Annotated in this window: 11 protein-coding genes; 7 read left to right on the top strand and 4 right to left on the bottom strand. The window is 75.7% G+C overall.

Annotated elements, in window-relative coordinates; translation table 11 throughout:
• Positions 1 to 6: 6 nt before the first annotated feature.
• Entirely contained in the window at positions 7 to 1,311 is a 1,305-nt protein-coding gene (locus EES41_RS28275; protein WP_123080861.1) for a cation:proton antiporter, read from the bottom strand.
• A gap of 181 nt (positions 1,312 to 1,492) precedes the next feature.
• Here EES41_RS28275 and EES41_RS28270 point away from each other — a divergent pair, with 181 nt between their 5' ends.
• From EES41_RS28270 to EES41_RS28245, 6 genes are all read left to right on the top strand, one after another.
• Positions 1,493 to 2,707: an alpha/beta fold hydrolase gene (locus EES41_RS28270; RefSeq protein WP_123080860.1), complete on the top strand. Its 1,215-nt coding sequence runs from the start codon at positions 1,493 to 1,495 to the stop codon at positions 2,705 to 2,707.
• Positions 2,704 to 3,852, top strand: coding sequence for a caspase family protein (locus tag EES41_RS28265; protein ID WP_123080859.1), 1,149 nt, complete (start codon positions 2,704 to 2,706; stop codon positions 3,850 to 3,852). Before EES41_RS28270 ends, EES41_RS28265 begins: the two co-directional genes overlap by 4 nt.
• A 125-nt stretch (positions 3,853 to 3,977) precedes the next feature.
• Positions 3,978 to 4,172 carry an aldo/keto reductase gene (locus tag EES41_RS28260; protein WP_123080858.1) on the top strand — a complete coding sequence of 65 codons (195 nt, stop codon included), beginning with the start codon at positions 3,978 to 3,980 and terminating at the stop codon, positions 4,170 to 4,172.
• A 33-nt stretch (positions 4,173 to 4,205) separates the two neighbouring features.
• Positions 4,206 to 5,840: an HEXXH motif domain-containing protein gene (locus EES41_RS28255; RefSeq protein WP_254211588.1), complete on the top strand. Its 1,635-nt coding sequence runs from the start codon at positions 4,206 to 4,208 to the stop codon at positions 5,838 to 5,840.
• An 87-nt stretch (positions 5,841 to 5,927) separates the two neighbouring features.
• Positions 5,928 to 7,208 carry a VWA domain-containing protein gene (locus tag EES41_RS28250; protein ID WP_123080856.1) on the top strand — a complete coding sequence of 427 codons (1,281 nt, stop codon included), beginning with the start codon at positions 5,928 to 5,930 and terminating at the stop codon, positions 7,206 to 7,208.
• Positions 7,208 to 7,993 (top strand): hypothetical protein, encoded by a 786-nt coding sequence (locus tag EES41_RS28245; RefSeq protein ID WP_174261755.1) that lies wholly within the window; start codon positions 7,208 to 7,210, stop codon positions 7,991 to 7,993. The genes EES41_RS28250 and EES41_RS28245 overlap by 1 nt, the downstream gene beginning before the upstream one ends.
• Before the next feature lie 96 nt (positions 7,994 to 8,089).
• On the opposite strand, the gene EES41_RS28240 is transcribed toward EES41_RS28245, so the two are convergent.
• On the bottom strand, positions 8,090 to 8,824 hold the full coding sequence (locus tag EES41_RS28240) for a tyrosine-protein phosphatase (RefSeq protein ID WP_123080855.1): 735 nt from the start codon (positions 8,822 to 8,824) through the stop codon (positions 8,090 to 8,092).
• Positions 8,825 to 8,944: 120 nt separating this feature from the next.
• Positions 8,945 to 9,553, bottom strand: coding sequence for a hypothetical protein (locus EES41_RS28235; RefSeq protein WP_123080854.1), 609 nt, complete (start codon positions 9,551 to 9,553; stop codon positions 8,945 to 8,947).
• A gap of 325 nt (positions 9,554 to 9,878) precedes the next feature.
• On the opposite strand from EES41_RS28235, the gene EES41_RS28230 reads away from it, so the two are divergent.
• Positions 9,879 to 11,459: a kelch repeat-containing protein gene (locus tag EES41_RS28230; protein ID WP_123080853.1), complete on the top strand. Its 1,581-nt coding sequence runs from the start codon at positions 9,879 to 9,881 to the stop codon at positions 11,457 to 11,459.
• Positions 11,460 to 11,561: 102 nt separating this feature from the next.
• Here EES41_RS28230 and metE read toward each other — a convergent pair whose 3' ends face one another.
• Positions 11,562 to 13,895: a 5-methyltetrahydropteroyltriglutamate--homocysteine S-methyltransferase gene (metE, locus tag EES41_RS28225; RefSeq protein WP_123080852.1), complete on the bottom strand. Its 2,334-nt coding sequence runs from the start codon at positions 13,893 to 13,895 to the stop codon at positions 11,562 to 11,564.
• Positions 13,896 to 14,017: the final 122 nt, after the last annotated feature.

Raw genomic sequence — 14,017 nt, 5'->3', positions numbered from 1 at the left:
CAGGGCCTAGAGCGGCGGGGCGTCGCCCACGGGCAGCCGCGCTCCCGGCGGGTCGGCGGCGGCGGTGGCCGCGCGCTCCTCCCGCTCCCGCAGCCGGCGGACCACGACCAGCAGCGGTTGGGTGAGCACGGTCGTCACCAGCGCCATCAGGACCAGCGCCGTGTAGAGCCGGCCGCTCACCAGACCCGCCTGAAGGCCGACGTTCAAGGCGATCAGCTCGGTGAGCCCCCGGGTGTTCAGCAGGACGCCGACCGTCCGCGCGTCATGGCGGTCCAGGCCCGACAGCCGGGCCGCGACGGTCCCGCTGACCAGCTTTATCGACACGGCGAGCACCGTGATCAGCGCCAGCGCGGCCACGCCGTCGGCGTCGAGCGCCCCGATCTCCACGCTCCTGCCGGAGACCACGAAGAAGAACGGGAGCAGGAGCAGGCCGATGTCGTGCAGCGGCCGCACCAGATCCGGGTCCAGCGTGCCGCCCCGCTCCCGGGGCGTCACCACGCCGGCGAGCAGCGCGCCGAAGATGACGTGCAGCCCGAGGGCGTTGGTCACCCACGCCGAGGCGAAGGCGAAGCCCACCAGGACGGCCAGCCGCATCGAAGGGTCGACCCCCGCCCGCCAGAGCAGCGCCCGCAGCACCGGGCGGGCGCCGAACAGCATCGCCACCAGGAACGCGAGGAGGAGCAGCAGGCGGACCGGCCAGCCGAGGCCGCCGGCCCCGTCGGACTCCATCAGGGTGCCGGCCAGGACCGTCCAGCCCATCACGTCGATGAGCCCGGCGGCGGAGACGGCGACGATCCCGGGCACCGTCCCGGCGAGTCCCTTCTCCCGGACGATGGCGGTGAGCACCGGCACCGCGGTGATGGACAGCGCGACGCCGAAGAACAGCACCGAGGAGCCCGTCATCCGCTCGGGCGCGCCCAGTTCGGCGAGCTGTTCGTGGAAGAGCAGCGCGGCGCCGCAGCCGGCCGCCATGGGCAGCAGGAAGGCGGCGAGGGAGACCGTCACGACCGAGCGGGCGCGCCCCTTGAGCACCCGCAGGTCGAGCTCGTAGCCGACGGCGAAGAGGAAGAGGACGAGGGCGATCTGGGCCAGCCCGGTCAGGACGGGGGTGAGGGCCGGGGGGAACAGGGTGCCGGCCAGTCGCGGGGAGATCTCCGCGAGCATCGTCGGCCCGAGGGCGATGCCGGCGATGAGCTGTCCGATGATCGTCGGCTGGCCCAGCAGCCGGGAGAGCCGGCCCGCCGTATGGGCGACGATCAAAATGAGCGCGGTGGCACCGACGAGATGAGTGATCATCGCATCAGAACTCATGCGGTCCCCCTGTGGAGTCCGTTGCCGGGGCCGGCTGCCGCGGCGGGTGCACGACCTAGCGCCAGAGCGATTGCGCACCCGGGTCAGGGGCACTTTTTCAGCATACTGCCAAGTTGACGGGGTGTTATGTGCCACGATCACGTCGTCGTGACGCGGGGGCGAGGGGCGGGGGCGGGGGCGCGTGACCACAGCGCTGTTCATTCACGGGACGGGTGTGCGGGAGCCCGGATTCTCCGATCTGTACGGGCGTTTCACAGCTGGTTTGCGGGAGTTCGCCCCGGATGTCCGGACGGCCTCGTGCTACTGGGGCGGGGAGCTCGGCGCGCGTCTGGGCGCCGGCGGCCTCTCCGTCCCGCACACCGGCGGCCGCAGCCGCGGCGGTCCCGACGGGGCGGCCGAGGCGATCGGGACGGCCGACGGACCGGCCGACGGGACTGAGCTCTGGGCGGACCTCTACCGCGACCCGCTGGCGGAGCTGGCCGCGGCCGCCGGCAGCGGCGCGGATTCCGGGCCCGGCGGGCGCGCGGAGCTGCCCCTGGGCGCCGCGCTCCCCGCGGAACGCCCCCGCGCGCTGCTCGCCGCCCTCGACGGGCACGTCGGCGACATCGCGCGCGGCGCCGGCCTCCCGGCCCCGTACCTCGCGGCCGCCGTCACCGAACTCGCCGCCAGTGCGGTGCTGAGCGGCGCCGGCGCGGCCGTGCCCGATGACGAGGAGCTCGCGCGGCTGCTCGCCCGCGCCCTGGTCGCCGCCGCCCTCGCCGCCCTCCTCGACGCGGACGCCCCGGTCGTTCCCGACGGCGCCGCCCGGGACGCGGCCGTCGCCGCGCTCGCCGCCCGCATGGGCGCCCGCCCGGAGGGCTCGGAGCGGGGCCTGGGCGCCGCACTGGCCCGCCCGGTGCTGCGGATCGCCTCCCACCAGGTGGTCCGCCGCAGGCGCGCGCTGACCGAGGCCGCCCACCCCGCCGCCGCCGACGTCATGCTGTACCTGGCCCACGGCGAGCCCCTGCGCAGGCGCCTGCGCGAGGCGGTCGAGGAGCTCGAACCGCCCGTCGTGGTCATCGGCCACAGCCTCGGCGGGATCATCGCCCTCGACGCCCTGATCGCCTCCCCGTCGCCGCGGGTCGCCCTGCTGGTCACGGTGGGCTCCCAGGCGCCCTTCCTCTACGAGAGCGGCGCGCTGCCCGGGCTCGTCCACCCCGAGCCGCTGCCGGAGCACCTGCCCGACTGGCTCAACGTGTACGACCGCCGGGACCTGCTCGGGTACGTGGGGGCCCCGCTGTTCCCCGGCCGCGTCACCGACGTCGAGGTCGACAACCGGCAGCCGTTCCCGGCCGCGCACAGCGCCTACTGGACCAACCCGGCCGTCTACCGGGCCATCGCCGCGCGACTGCCGTGACCGCCGCGACCACTCCCCCGCCCCCGTCCCCGGCGCCGTCCCCGGCGCGGACCTTCGCGCTCATCGTGGGCATCGAGCGCTACGCCGCCGGGCCCTCGTGGGACCTGCCCGGACCGGCGAACGACGCGCTCCGCTTCCGCTCCTGGCTGCTGCGGTCCGGCGTACCGGAGCGGAACATCCTGCTCTGCCTCGACCCGCTGGCCGACCGCGGCGTCCCGCACCACCCGGCCGACCACGGCACGCTGCGCGGGCTGCTGCTGTCCCGGCTCCCCGCCCTGGAGGGCGAGATGCTCTGGGTGTGGTGGGGCGGCCACGGGGTGCTCGACCGGGCGGAGCGGCTGCGGCTGCTGTGCGCGGACGCCGGCACCGCCGACAAGCGCAACCTCGACCTGGAGTCGATGCGCACCACCCTGGCGAGCGACCTGCTGCCCGGCTTCGGCCGGCAGGTCTGGATCGTCGACGCCTGCCAGACCTTCGAGGAGGAGTACGGCTTCCGCACCAGCCTGCCCGACGAGGGCCTCCCCACGGGCCGCCGCGTCCGCGGCCACCACCAGACGCTGCTGCTCGCCGCGACCCGGGGCCAGCGGGCCGCCAACGACCCGGGGCGCGGTACGGGGCTGTTCTCCGAGTGCGTCCTCGACGTGCTGGAGGGGTCACCGGCCGGGCAGCCGTGGCCCGATCCGGAAGCCGTCTTCCGGGACGTCCGGGAGCGGGTGGCGGCGCTCAGGGCCGGGCGCCGCACCGAGCAGGTGCCGGCGCTGCGCATCATCGGCCCGGAGTGGAGGGAGGAAATCGAGCCACCGGCCGGTCCGGGTCCGTCCCCTTCGCCCCGGCCGTCCCAGCCGTCCCAGCCGCCGTTGCCGCGGCTGGTCGACGCCCTGCTCTCGTACCCCATGACGCACGACCCGGCCGAGCGCCAGCTGATGGTCTCGTCGCTCCCCACCGGCCGCACCGCGCGCATGCAGCGGCACGGCAAGGCCCGGACCGACCTCATCGGCATCATCCGTGCCCTGAGTGAACAGCCCGGCGAGGTCTGGCTGCTCTACGACGCGGTCACCCTGCTCGACGACGACCCGGGGCGCGCGCAGGCCCTGGAGGAGGCTGTTGTCGCATACGCCGGCGCACGGCCGCGGGGCGCCGGGTAATCGACTGGCTTGATCACATGGGCTTTCACAGACCGCTCCCGTTCGTCATCATGGAGGAACTCCGGTATCGCGAGCGGCACAGCTGAAAAGGGCGCGTGAGCGGGGCACTTGAAGGGGGAATCACGTTGCATGAGCCGGCTGACGCGGACCGTCCGGGTCACGTCGAATCCGATCTGGTGGATCTGACCGGAGTGAGCCTCGCCGCCGTGCGCGGCGTTCCGTCGCCGTTGCGCAACGCGCGGCTGCTGACCCAGGCGCGGCGCCCGCGCAGCAACGCCATGGGCGGCGGCAATCCGCCGCGGGGCCACGAGGCCGCATAGATGGACTCGCCGCGGGACGACGGCCGCTTGACGATGCCCGGACGCCTTTTCGACGAGCTCGCCTCGGGCGGCGGTTCGGCGGAAGCGGTCGCGTTCCTGGTACGGGTGGAACGCACGCGGCGCCTGATGCTGCTGGGTGAGCTGCTGGACCGCCTCGACGAACACCCGGTCGTGGTGGGCTCCGCGGGGACGGCGTGGCGGCTGATCGCGGAGGCCGCGGAGGTCCGACCCGAGGCGGCCGAGGCGCTGCTGATGAGCCCTCAGGTCGGCTGCTGGATCACCCACATGCTGCGGCGGCTGCACGGCACGGCGGACGGTCCGCCCCTGTGGGCGGACGCCGGGCACCTCTTCGCGGTCTGCCTGGTCGCCCGCCTCCGCGCGGGCCTGGACGCCGATGTCGTCGTCCCCCTGCGCGACGGCGCGCTCACCCTGCCCACGCTGGGCCTGGTCACCGTCACCGGGCCCGGGGCGGGCGGGTTCGCCACCGCGCGGGCTCGGCTGCGGGGCGGGGAACTCCGTCTGAGCGGCGCCGGATCCGGCGGGGAGGTGGTCGTCCGCCCGCTGGACGGGGCGCCGGACGGGCACTGGACGCCCGCGCGCACCTTCGCCGGTACGCCGATCTGGCTGGACGACCTCGATCCGTACCGCGACCTCGACGAACCGGTCGCCCCGCGGCCCCTCCCGGACGCGGAGTCGGCGTACTGGCAGCGCCTGTTCGGGGAGGCCGCCACCATCCTGAGCCGGCCCTCCACCACCGGGCCCGGCCGGCTGCGCGTCGAGGAGGTGCGCCGGATCGTCCCCTGGACCGGCGCCCCGGCGAGTTCCGGCCCGTCCCCGGACCGGGAACCGCCGGGAAGCGGGTCGCCGTTGAGCGCGACCACGGCGGACGCCTTCGGGTCGATGGTCGTCTCCCGGCCCGGGGACGGGCTGGCGCTCGCCGAGGCGATGGTGCACGAGTTCCAGCACAGCAAGCTCGGCGCGCTGCTCCACCTGTTCCCGCTCCTCGACGACGACGGCGCCGAGGTCCACTACGCCCCCTGGCGCTCCGACCCGCGCCATGCCTCCGGGCTGCTGCAAGGCGCGTACGCCTTCACCGGCGTGACCGGGTTCTGGCGGGACCGGATGGCCGACGGGGCCGCGGACCCCGAACTCGCGGCCTTCCAGTTCGCCCTGCGCCGCCTCCAGACCCGGCTCGTCGTACGGACCCTGCTGACGCGGGCGAAACCCACCGGCCCCGGCATCCGTCTCCTGCACGGGCTGGCGGCCACCCTGGACGCCTGGCTCCGCGAGCCCGTCGCCCCCGGTGTCGCCGCGCGGGCGCGGGCCGCCGCCCTCGCCCACCGGGTGGAGTGGCGGCTGCGGAACCTGCGCTGCGGCGAGGCCGAACGGGCCGCCCTGACCACGGCGTTCCGGGCGGGCGCCGTCCCGCCGCCGTCCTCCCGGTACCGGCCCGTACTCGGCGGGGGCGGGGCCGGGAGCACCGCCGACGGGACGGGCGCGACCGGCGGGATCGACCCGCACGGCCTGAGCGATCGGCTCCTCGCGGTGGCCGGCGGCTCCCCCGGCCACCGCGCGCTGCTGCGCCGCCCCGAACGGCTGCTGGCGCTGGCCCCCGGCACCCCGGAGGAACTGCGGCGCGCCGCCGACTGGCTGCTGCTGCGCGCGTAACCCTCGCGGGCTCGCCCGTACCCGAAGCCGGGCCCGCGCCCGGGCCGCGGTTTGGCCCGGACCGCTCATCCTCAATACGATCCGGCGATGATCACAAGAAGATGGTTGGCGGCCGGGGCGGGCGGGCTGCTGGCCGTGCTGGCCGTCGGGCTGTTCCCGGCGAACGCCGCCGCCGGGGAACCCGCGGCGAAGGAATCCCCCAAGGTCGAACTGGTACTGGACGTCAGCGGGTCGATGCGGGCGACCGACATCGACGGCAAGTCCCGGATGGCGGCGGCGAAGCAGGCCTTCAACGAGGTGCTGGACGCCGTCCCCGACGAGGTACAGCTGGGCATACGCACGCTCGGGGCCAACTATCCCGGTGACGACCGGCAGGTCGGCTGCAAGGACACCAAGCAGCTGTACCCCGTCGGCCGGCTCGACCGGACCGAGGCGAAGACGGCGGTGGCCACGCTGGCCCCCACCGGCTGGACGCCCATCGGTCCGGCCCTGCTGGGCGCCGCCGACGACCTGAAGGGCGGTGACGCGACCCGGCGGATCGTGCTCATCACCGACGGCGAGGACACCTGCGCCCCGCTCGACCCCTGCGAGGTGGCCCGCGACATCGCGGCCCAGGGGATCCACCTGGTCATCGACACGCTCGGGCTCGTCCCGGACGCCAAGACGCGCAACCAGCTGCTGTGCATCGCCGAGGCCACCGGCGGTACGTACACCTCGGTCCAGCACACCGACGAACTCTCGGGCCGTGTGAAGCAGTTGGTGGACCGGGCCGCGACCCCGGTGGTCAAGCCCGTCGCGACCGAGGGGGCCAAGAGCTGCGAGGGCGCCCCGAAGCTGGGCGCCGGCCTCTACAGCGACCGCGAGACCTTCGGCGAGCACCGCTGGTACCGGGTGGACGTCCGGCCCGGCCAGGAGCTGCGCGCCTCGGTGAGCGTCTCCGCCGACCGCGCGGTCAACAACGACTACGGCGTGCTGCTGCGCGCGTCGACCACGCACGGGCGGGAGATCGTCCGGGGTTCGGAGGCGGGTGACGGACGCACCGACGCGATCTCGACCGGCCTGCGCTACCCGAAGGCGGAGACCGGCGACGAGGACACCGACGCGGACGGGAAGCCGGTCGCGGAGACCGTCTGCCTCCAGGTCAGCAACTCCTTCGCCGCGGGCCCGTCGGTCAAGACCACCCCGGGCCTGCCCGTCGAGCTGACCGTCGACCTGGTCGACGCGCCGGACGACGCCTCCGACGTGGCCGCCTTCGGTCTCGGCCGGGGCTGGTGGCTGCTCGCCGTCCTCGTGCTCGCCGGGTTCCTCGCGGGCCTGGTGTGGGGCTGGATCTCCCGCTGGCGCGTCTCCGTCTGGAGGACCAACTGATGCGTACCGTACGCATGCTGACCGCCGCCGTCGCCCTGGCCTGCGCCGGTCTGACCGCCGGGGCGGGCGCGGCCGCCGCGGCCGGCCCCTCCCCCAGCCCGAGCGCGAGCGCGAGCGGCAAGGGGGGCGCGCCGACCGAGGCCGGCACCACCTTCCGTACCGCCACGACGCTCCAGCCGGGCCTGCTGGGCACGGCCGAGGCCTCCACCGGTGACTACCTGTACTGGGTGACGCCGCTGGACGCGGGCCAGCGGGCCACCGTCAAGGCGACGGTGAAGCTGCCCGGCTCGGCGTCCCGGCACGGCGCCTCGACCTGGCGCCTCGACGTGTACGACGGGCTGCGCCGCCGGCAGGCCTGCATGTACGGCGTCCAGAGCGCCGGGGCGGCCAAGGAGGCCGCGTCGGTCGAGCTGTCCTGCACCCTGCGCGCGGTCCGGCCCGGGGCCGAGCCCTGGGCCAACGACCCGCTGCCGGGGAGCTACTACGTCCGGCTGACCGTGACCGACGTGGCGCAGGAGGACCTCGGTCTGCCGGTACGGGCCGAGGTGCGGGCCGATGTGCGGGAACTCGGCGGCGCCGTCGCGGTGGACGGGGCGCTCGCCGCGCCGCTGACCGTGCCGAAGCCGGCCGTCGCCGCGGAGCCGGAGGGCGGCTGGTCCGGGGGCCGGTGGTCCGACCGGTGGATCTGGACGGCGGCCGGCGGCCTGCTCGCGGCCCTGGCCGGCATCGGCGGGTACGCGCTGACGCGGGGCTCGGGGCGGCCGTCGCGGGTGCCCGGGGCCTGACCGGCCGGGCGAGCGGAGGAGCGGTCACGGTGCCCGGCGCGGCACCGTGACCGCTCCTCCCGCGTTACGGCCCGGGGCCGTCGAGCCGTCAGGCCGTCAGGCCGTCAGCAGGCGGTCCCGCAGCCGGGCCGCCGTCCCGGCGGTGATGCCGACGCGGTCGGCGAGGTATCCGGCCGGGGAGCCGTAGCGCGTCGTCAGGTCGGCGAGGACGAGGGACAGCAGGGCCGCCGGGGCCCGCCCGTACGAGGGCCAGCGCAGGGTGCGGCCCGGGTTCGCGGCGTGCCAGTCGGCGGTGAGGCGGGCGGTGGCCAGCTCGGTGAGCGCGAAGTCGGCCAGGATCTCCTCCTGCGGCACCTCCAGCAGGGTCAGCACGAGCGCGGCGATGATCCCGGTGCGGTCCTTGCCCGAGGTGCAGTGGAACACGGCCGGTCCCGGCCCGGTGGCGATGAGCTCTATGGCCTGGCGGATCTCCGCGGCCCCGTCCTCGGTGACCTCGGCGAACCGGTCGGCCAGGTACCGCCAGGGGTCGACGGCGGGGTCTATCTCGGCCTGGTCGTAGGGCCGGTGCTCGATGCTGAGGTTGGCGTAGGTGAAGCGGTGCGCCTGCGGGATCCGGCCCTTGGCCTCGATCTCCCAGGGGTAGCGCAGGTCGATGACGGTACGGATGTCCAGCGCGAGGAACCGCTCCCAGTCGGCGCCGCTCAGCTTGCCCAGGGAGTCGGCCCGGTAGAGCGCCCCCCAGGCGACCGTGCGACCGTCGGCGGTGCGATATCCGCCCAGGTCGCGGAAGTTGTGGAGGCGCTCGAACTCGATGTGGCGGCGTCTTGTCATGTTTCCGATCATGCACCAGACCCCGGCGGGGCGGGAGTTGGCACGTGGGAGCCACGCCGGCGTCCTCCGGCCCGTCGGCGATCGGGAGCGGCACGGTCTTGACGCCGTCTGCGGTCCGGCTCATGCCGGGGTTCCCGGCGGGGCCGGCGGTTCCTCGTCGTACGGGGCGAGCGCTGCGGCCAGCCGGGCGAACGCGTCCCGGCCGAGGCCCGCGAACCGGTCGGGGCAGCCGGGCGGGAGCGGGGCGGGGACCCCGGCTCCGAGGCCGTCGGCGCAGCGGCGCAGCAGCCGGGCCAGCCGGGCCGGGGACACCGGCCGCGGCTCGGCGGGGAGGTCCGCCTCGGGGCGGCCGCGACCGGGGGCCGTCGGCCGGAGCACGGCCACCCGCACCCGGACGTGGTCCTTCACGGCGCGCAGGAGCGGGTCGAGCGCGGGGGCGGCCGGATGGCCGGCGAGGGCGGCGCGCAGGGCGCCGGGGACGGGCTCGCGGAACGCGGGGCCGCCGTCGAGGAGGAGCACGGAGGAGAGGTCGTAGAGGGCCGCCGCCCGGGCGGCCGGCGGGCCGGTCTCCGCTTCGGGGGCGGCGGCGATCGCGCACAGCGTCCGCGCGAGGGACTGCCAGACGGCGAGCGCGGCGTCGTGCCGGTCACGGTCACGGTCCCGCGCGGGCGCTACGGCGGGCGCAAGGGCGGGTGCAACGGCGGGCGGGAGGGCGGAATGGAGGAGCATCTCTTCGTCCTGCGGTCGGTGGCCGACAAAACGGGCCGGTGCCCCCCGGGGACCGTCCGGCCCCGTCCCCTCGCCCTCTGCGGGCTCAACGACGCCGGGCGCGTGGGGAAACGGTCCGGCAACCCCGGGTGGCCGAACGGGCGAGCCCGGCATGATCCGAAGGACAGGCCCTGGATCGGCCCGCCGCGGGGGTGACCGGGCGGGCGTCGGTTGAGCCGTTCAGTCGCCACGGTGAGCGACAGTCGCATCACCGTATGTAATTTCATCGTGCTCCCCTTCCGTCGGCGGCGGACCGCGCCGCACGGCAACCAGGAAAGAGGTCCCGATGAGGCGCATGCGGCACAGCGACCAGGACGAATCCCCGCCGGGCCGGACCAGATACCGAGGCTGGCGGCGGCTGGCCGTCCTCGCCGTCGCTCCGCTGCTGGCCCTGCCGTCCACCGCGGCGAGCGCCCAGGGCGTGTGGCTGACCCTCCCCCAGATGCCGACCGCGCGCGCCTACCTCGCGGGCGCGGCGGCGAAGTGCCCGGAAGGGCTCCACGGCACCTGTGTGTACGCCGTCGGGGCCGACGCCAAGCTGGAGGCGTACAGCCCCGCGGTCGGCACCTGGGCCACCCTGCCGCCGCTGAAGACCCCGCGCTCGAACCTCGCGTCCGCGACGGCTCCCTGTCCCGGCGGGGTCCGGGGCGACTGCGTCTACGCCATCGGGGGGCTGGTCGGCGGCACCACCGCCGTGGCCACCGTGGAGGCCTACAGCACCGAGACCAACGCCTGGCTGTCCCTGCCCTCGCTGCCGGGCGGCCCCCGCGCCTCCCTGGGCGCGGCCACGGCGCCGTGCCCGACCGGGGTCGGCGGACTCCGCGGTACCTGCGTCTACGCCCTCGGCGGGACGACCCTCACCGGTGCCGACCCGATCCTGACGCGGGTGGAGGCGTACAGCCCGGCCACCAACACCTGGGCCACCGTCTCCTCCCTGCAGACCGCCCGTTCCGGCCTCGGCGCCACCGGCGCGCCCTGCCCCGGTGACCTGGGCCTGCGCGGGACCTGTGTCTACGCCGTCGGCGGCGGCAACACCGGCGACGCCGCCCTCGGCACCGCCGAGGTGTACAGCCCCGAACTCGACGGGTGGCAGCCGCTGCCCGACATGCCGACCGAGCGCGGTCTGACGGCCGCGGCCACCGCGCCCTGCCCCGACGGCATGACCGACGGCTGCGTGTACGCCGTGGGCGGTACCAACGGCACGGACAACCTGGCCGCGCTCGACGCGTACAGCCCCGTCACCAACGCGTGGGTGACGCTGCCCCCGATGCCGACCGCGCGCCGGGCCCTCGCCGCGGCGGCCGCGCCGTGCCCCAAGTCCCGCAAGAGCGACTGCGTGTACGCCCTGGGCGGCGTCCCGGGAGCCGACGAGACCCCGACGGCGAGGGCCGAGGCCTTCGCGATCGAGGGCTCCGAGCAGCGGCCCGGCAGCGACCAGCAGCCGGAGCGGCCGACCCAGCCGGGCGCGGTCACGCCTCCCGGCGGCGGCCAGCAGCAGAACCCCGGCGGGCCGACCTGGCCGGACCACCAGCAGCGGCCGCCGGCCGCCGAGCAGCAGCCGGGCGGCGCCCAGCAGCCCGGTGGCGGCCAGCAGCCCGGAGGAGCCCAGCAGCCCGGTGGCGCCGCGCAGCCCGTCGGCGGGCAGCGGCCCCCGGCCAGGCCCGACCAGCAGCAGGCGCAGCCCGGCACGGGACAGCAGCAGAAGCCGGGCCGGAAGCCCGGCCAGAGGCCGCCGGCGAAGCCCGGTCAGAAGCCTTCCGCGAAGCCCGCTCCGAAGCCCGCCCCGGACACCTACCCGCAGGAGGGCCCGGAGGACGAGCTGCCCTTCGTCCGGCCTCCGATGGAGGAGCCGGACGGTTCGTCGTAGGAGTTCGAGCCCCCGGCGCGCTGACACGGCGCTGACCGCCCTCGCGGGCGCGGACCGCAGGAGTTGCGGGCCGCGCCCGCGAGGCGTGCCGGGCCCGCCGGCTCAGCCGCCCGCGAGCTCCGCGCGGACCGTGCGGGCCGCCGCCACCAGGTGCTCCAGTGAGGTCCGGGTCTCCGCCCAGCCGCGCGTCTTGAGGCCGCAGTCCGGGTTCACCCACAGCCGCTCCGCCGGGATCGCCCGCAGGCCCTCGCGCAGCAGGGCCACCGCCTCCTCGGTGCTCGGCACCCTCGGCGAGTGGATGTCGTAGACGCCGGGGCCGACCTCGCGCGGGTAGCCGGCGCCCGCGAGTTCCCGGGCCACCTGCATGTGCGAGCGGGCCGCCTCCAGGCTGATGACGTCCGCGTCCAGGTCCTCGATGGCCCGCAGGACGTCCCCGAACTCCGCGTAGCACATGTGCGTGTGGATCTGGGTGTCCGGCCGGACCCCGGCGGTGGTCAGCCGGAAGGACTCGGTGGCCCACTCCAGGTAGGCGGCGTGGTCGGCGGCCCGCAGCGGCAGCGTCTCGCGCAGGGCCGGCTCGTCCACCTGGATGACGGAGGTCCCGGCCGCCTCCAGGTCCGCGACCTCGTCGCGCAGGGCGAGCGCGACCTGCCAGGCCGTGTCGCCGAGCGGCTGGTCGTCCCGTACGAAGGACCACGCCAGCATGGTCACGGGGCCGGTCAGCATGCCCTTGACGGGCAGCCCCGTCAGGGACTGGGCGTACGAGGTCCAGCGCACGGTCATCGGCTGCGGGCGGGAGATGTCCCCGGCCAGGATCGGCGGCCGCACGTACCGGGTGCCGTACGACTGGACCCAGCCGTGCTGGGTGGCGAGATAGCCGCTGAGCTGCTCGGCGAAGTACTGCACCATGTCGTTGCGTTCGGGCTCGCCGTGCACGAGGACGTCGATGCCGGTCTTCTCCTGGAAGCCGATGACCTCGCGGATCTCGGCGGCGATGCGCTCCTCGTACCCGGCGGCGTCGGTCCGCCCGGCCCGCAGGTCGGCGCGGGCGGCGCGGAGTTCGCCGGTCTGCGGGAACGAGCCGATGGTGGTGGTCGGCAGCGGCGGCAGGCCCAGGCGGGCCCGCTGGGCAATGGAGCGCTCCGCGTACGGGAGGGCGCGGCGGGTGTCGGCGCCGGTGACGGCGGCGGCCCGGGCGCGGACGGCCGGGTCGCGGGTGAGCGCGGACCCGGCGCGGCTCGCCAGCGCGGCCCGGTTCGCGGCCAGTTCGGCGGCGATGACCCCGGTGCCTCCGGCCAGGCCCCGGGCGAGGGTGGCGGTCTCGGCGGTCTTCTGCCGGGCGAAGGCCAGCCAGCGCGCCACCTGCGGGTCGAGGTCCCGTTCGGCGGCGACGTCGAGCGGGACGTGCAGCAGGGAGCAGGAGGGGGCCACGTCCACCTGTCCGGCGAGGCCGAGCAGGGTGCCGAGGGTGGTCAGGGACCGCTTGAGGTCGTTGACCCAGACGTTGCACCCGTCGACCACACCGGCGACGAGCCGCTTGCCGGGGATGCCGCCGGCGGCGGCGAGGTCTTCGAGGTTGCGGGCGGCGCGCCCGGTGAAGTCGAGGGCGAGGCCTTCGACGGGGGCGGCGGCGAGCACGGGCAGGGCCTCGCCGAGCCGGTCGAAGTACGAGGCGACGAGCAGCTGGGGCCGGTCGGTGAGGGCGCCCAGCTCTCGGTAGGCGCGGGCGGCCGCGTTGAGTTCGGCGGGGGTGCGGTCCTGGACCAGGGCGGGCTCGTCGAGCTGGACCCATTCGGCGCCGGCGGCCTTCAGTTCGGCGAGGACGCGGGCGTAGGCGGGCAGCAGCCGGTCGAGCAGGGTGAGCGGCTCGAAGCCGGGGGCGACGCCGGGGGCGGGCTTGGCGAGCAGCAGGTAGGTGATCGGCCCGACGAGTACGGGCCGGGCGGCGAGGCCGAGGGCGGCCGCCTCCCGGTACTGGGCGAGCTGCGCGCCGGGGTCGGCCGTGAAGGCGGTGCCGGGGCCCAGTTCGGGGACCAGGTAGTGGTAGTTGGTGTCGAACCACTTGGTCATCTCCAGCGGCGCCACGTCCTGGGTGCCGCGGGCCATCGCGAAGTAGCCGTCGAGCGGATCGGCCTCATGGGCGGCGCGGTGGCGGTCGGGGACGGCGCCCAGCATGACGCTGGTGTCGAGCACGTGGTCGTAGTACGAGAACTGGCCGGTCGGTACCTCGGTCAGGCCGGCGGCGGCCAGCTCCAGCCAGGCCTCGCGGCGCAGCCGGGCGGCGGTGTCGTGCAGCTCGGCGGCCTGGACGCGGCCCTTCCAGTACCCCTCGACGGCCTTCTTCAGCTCCCGCTGGGGGCCTTGTCGGGGGTAGCCGTGCACGGTCGCCCGTACGGCGGGCGCGGGTGTGGCGGGTGTGGCGGATGCGGTGGTCACAGAACTCTCCTTCGCGAGCGTGTCTGAGGACGGATCCCGGCGACGGGACACGGGCACGCGAACGCGAAGGGATGGCAGAGGTGCACGCCGACCCGCCCGAGAGGTCACCGGAATCTCCGCGC

Source organism: Streptomyces sp. ADI95-16 (genome assembly GCF_003721495.1).
GTDB classification, from domain to species: domain Bacteria; phylum Actinomycetota; class Actinomycetes; order Streptomycetales; family Streptomycetaceae; genus Streptomyces; species Streptomyces goshikiensis.
This window is presented reverse-complemented; position numbering and strand designations above follow the sequence as displayed.

Excerpts from the sequence above, each read along its gene's own strand:
- EES41_RS28235 (WP_123080854.1), bottom strand. The coding sequence starts at position 9,553 with ATGCTCCTCCATTCCGCCCTCCCGCCCGCCGTTGCACCCGCCCTTGCG.
- EES41_RS28240 (WP_123080855.1), bottom strand. The coding sequence starts at position 8,824 with ATGACAAGACGCCGCCACATCGAGTTCGAGCGCCTCCACAACTTCCGC.
- EES41_RS28255 (WP_254211588.1), top strand. The coding sequence starts at position 4,206 with ATGCCCGGACGCCTTTTCGACGAGCTCGCCTCGGGCGGCGGTTCGGCG.
- EES41_RS28275 (WP_123080861.1), bottom strand. The coding sequence starts at position 1,311 with ATGAGTTCTGATGCGATGATCACTCATCTCGTCGGTGCCACCGCGCTC.
- EES41_RS28250 (WP_123080856.1), top strand. The coding sequence starts at position 5,928 with ATGATCACAAGAAGATGGTTGGCGGCCGGGGCGGGCGGGCTGCTGGCC.
- EES41_RS28245 (WP_174261755.1), top strand. The coding sequence starts at position 7,208 with ATGCGTACCGTACGCATGCTGACCGCCGCCGTCGCCCTGGCCTGCGCC.
- EES41_RS28230 (WP_123080853.1), top strand. The coding sequence starts at position 9,879 with ATGAGGCGCATGCGGCACAGCGACCAGGACGAATCCCCGCCGGGCCGG.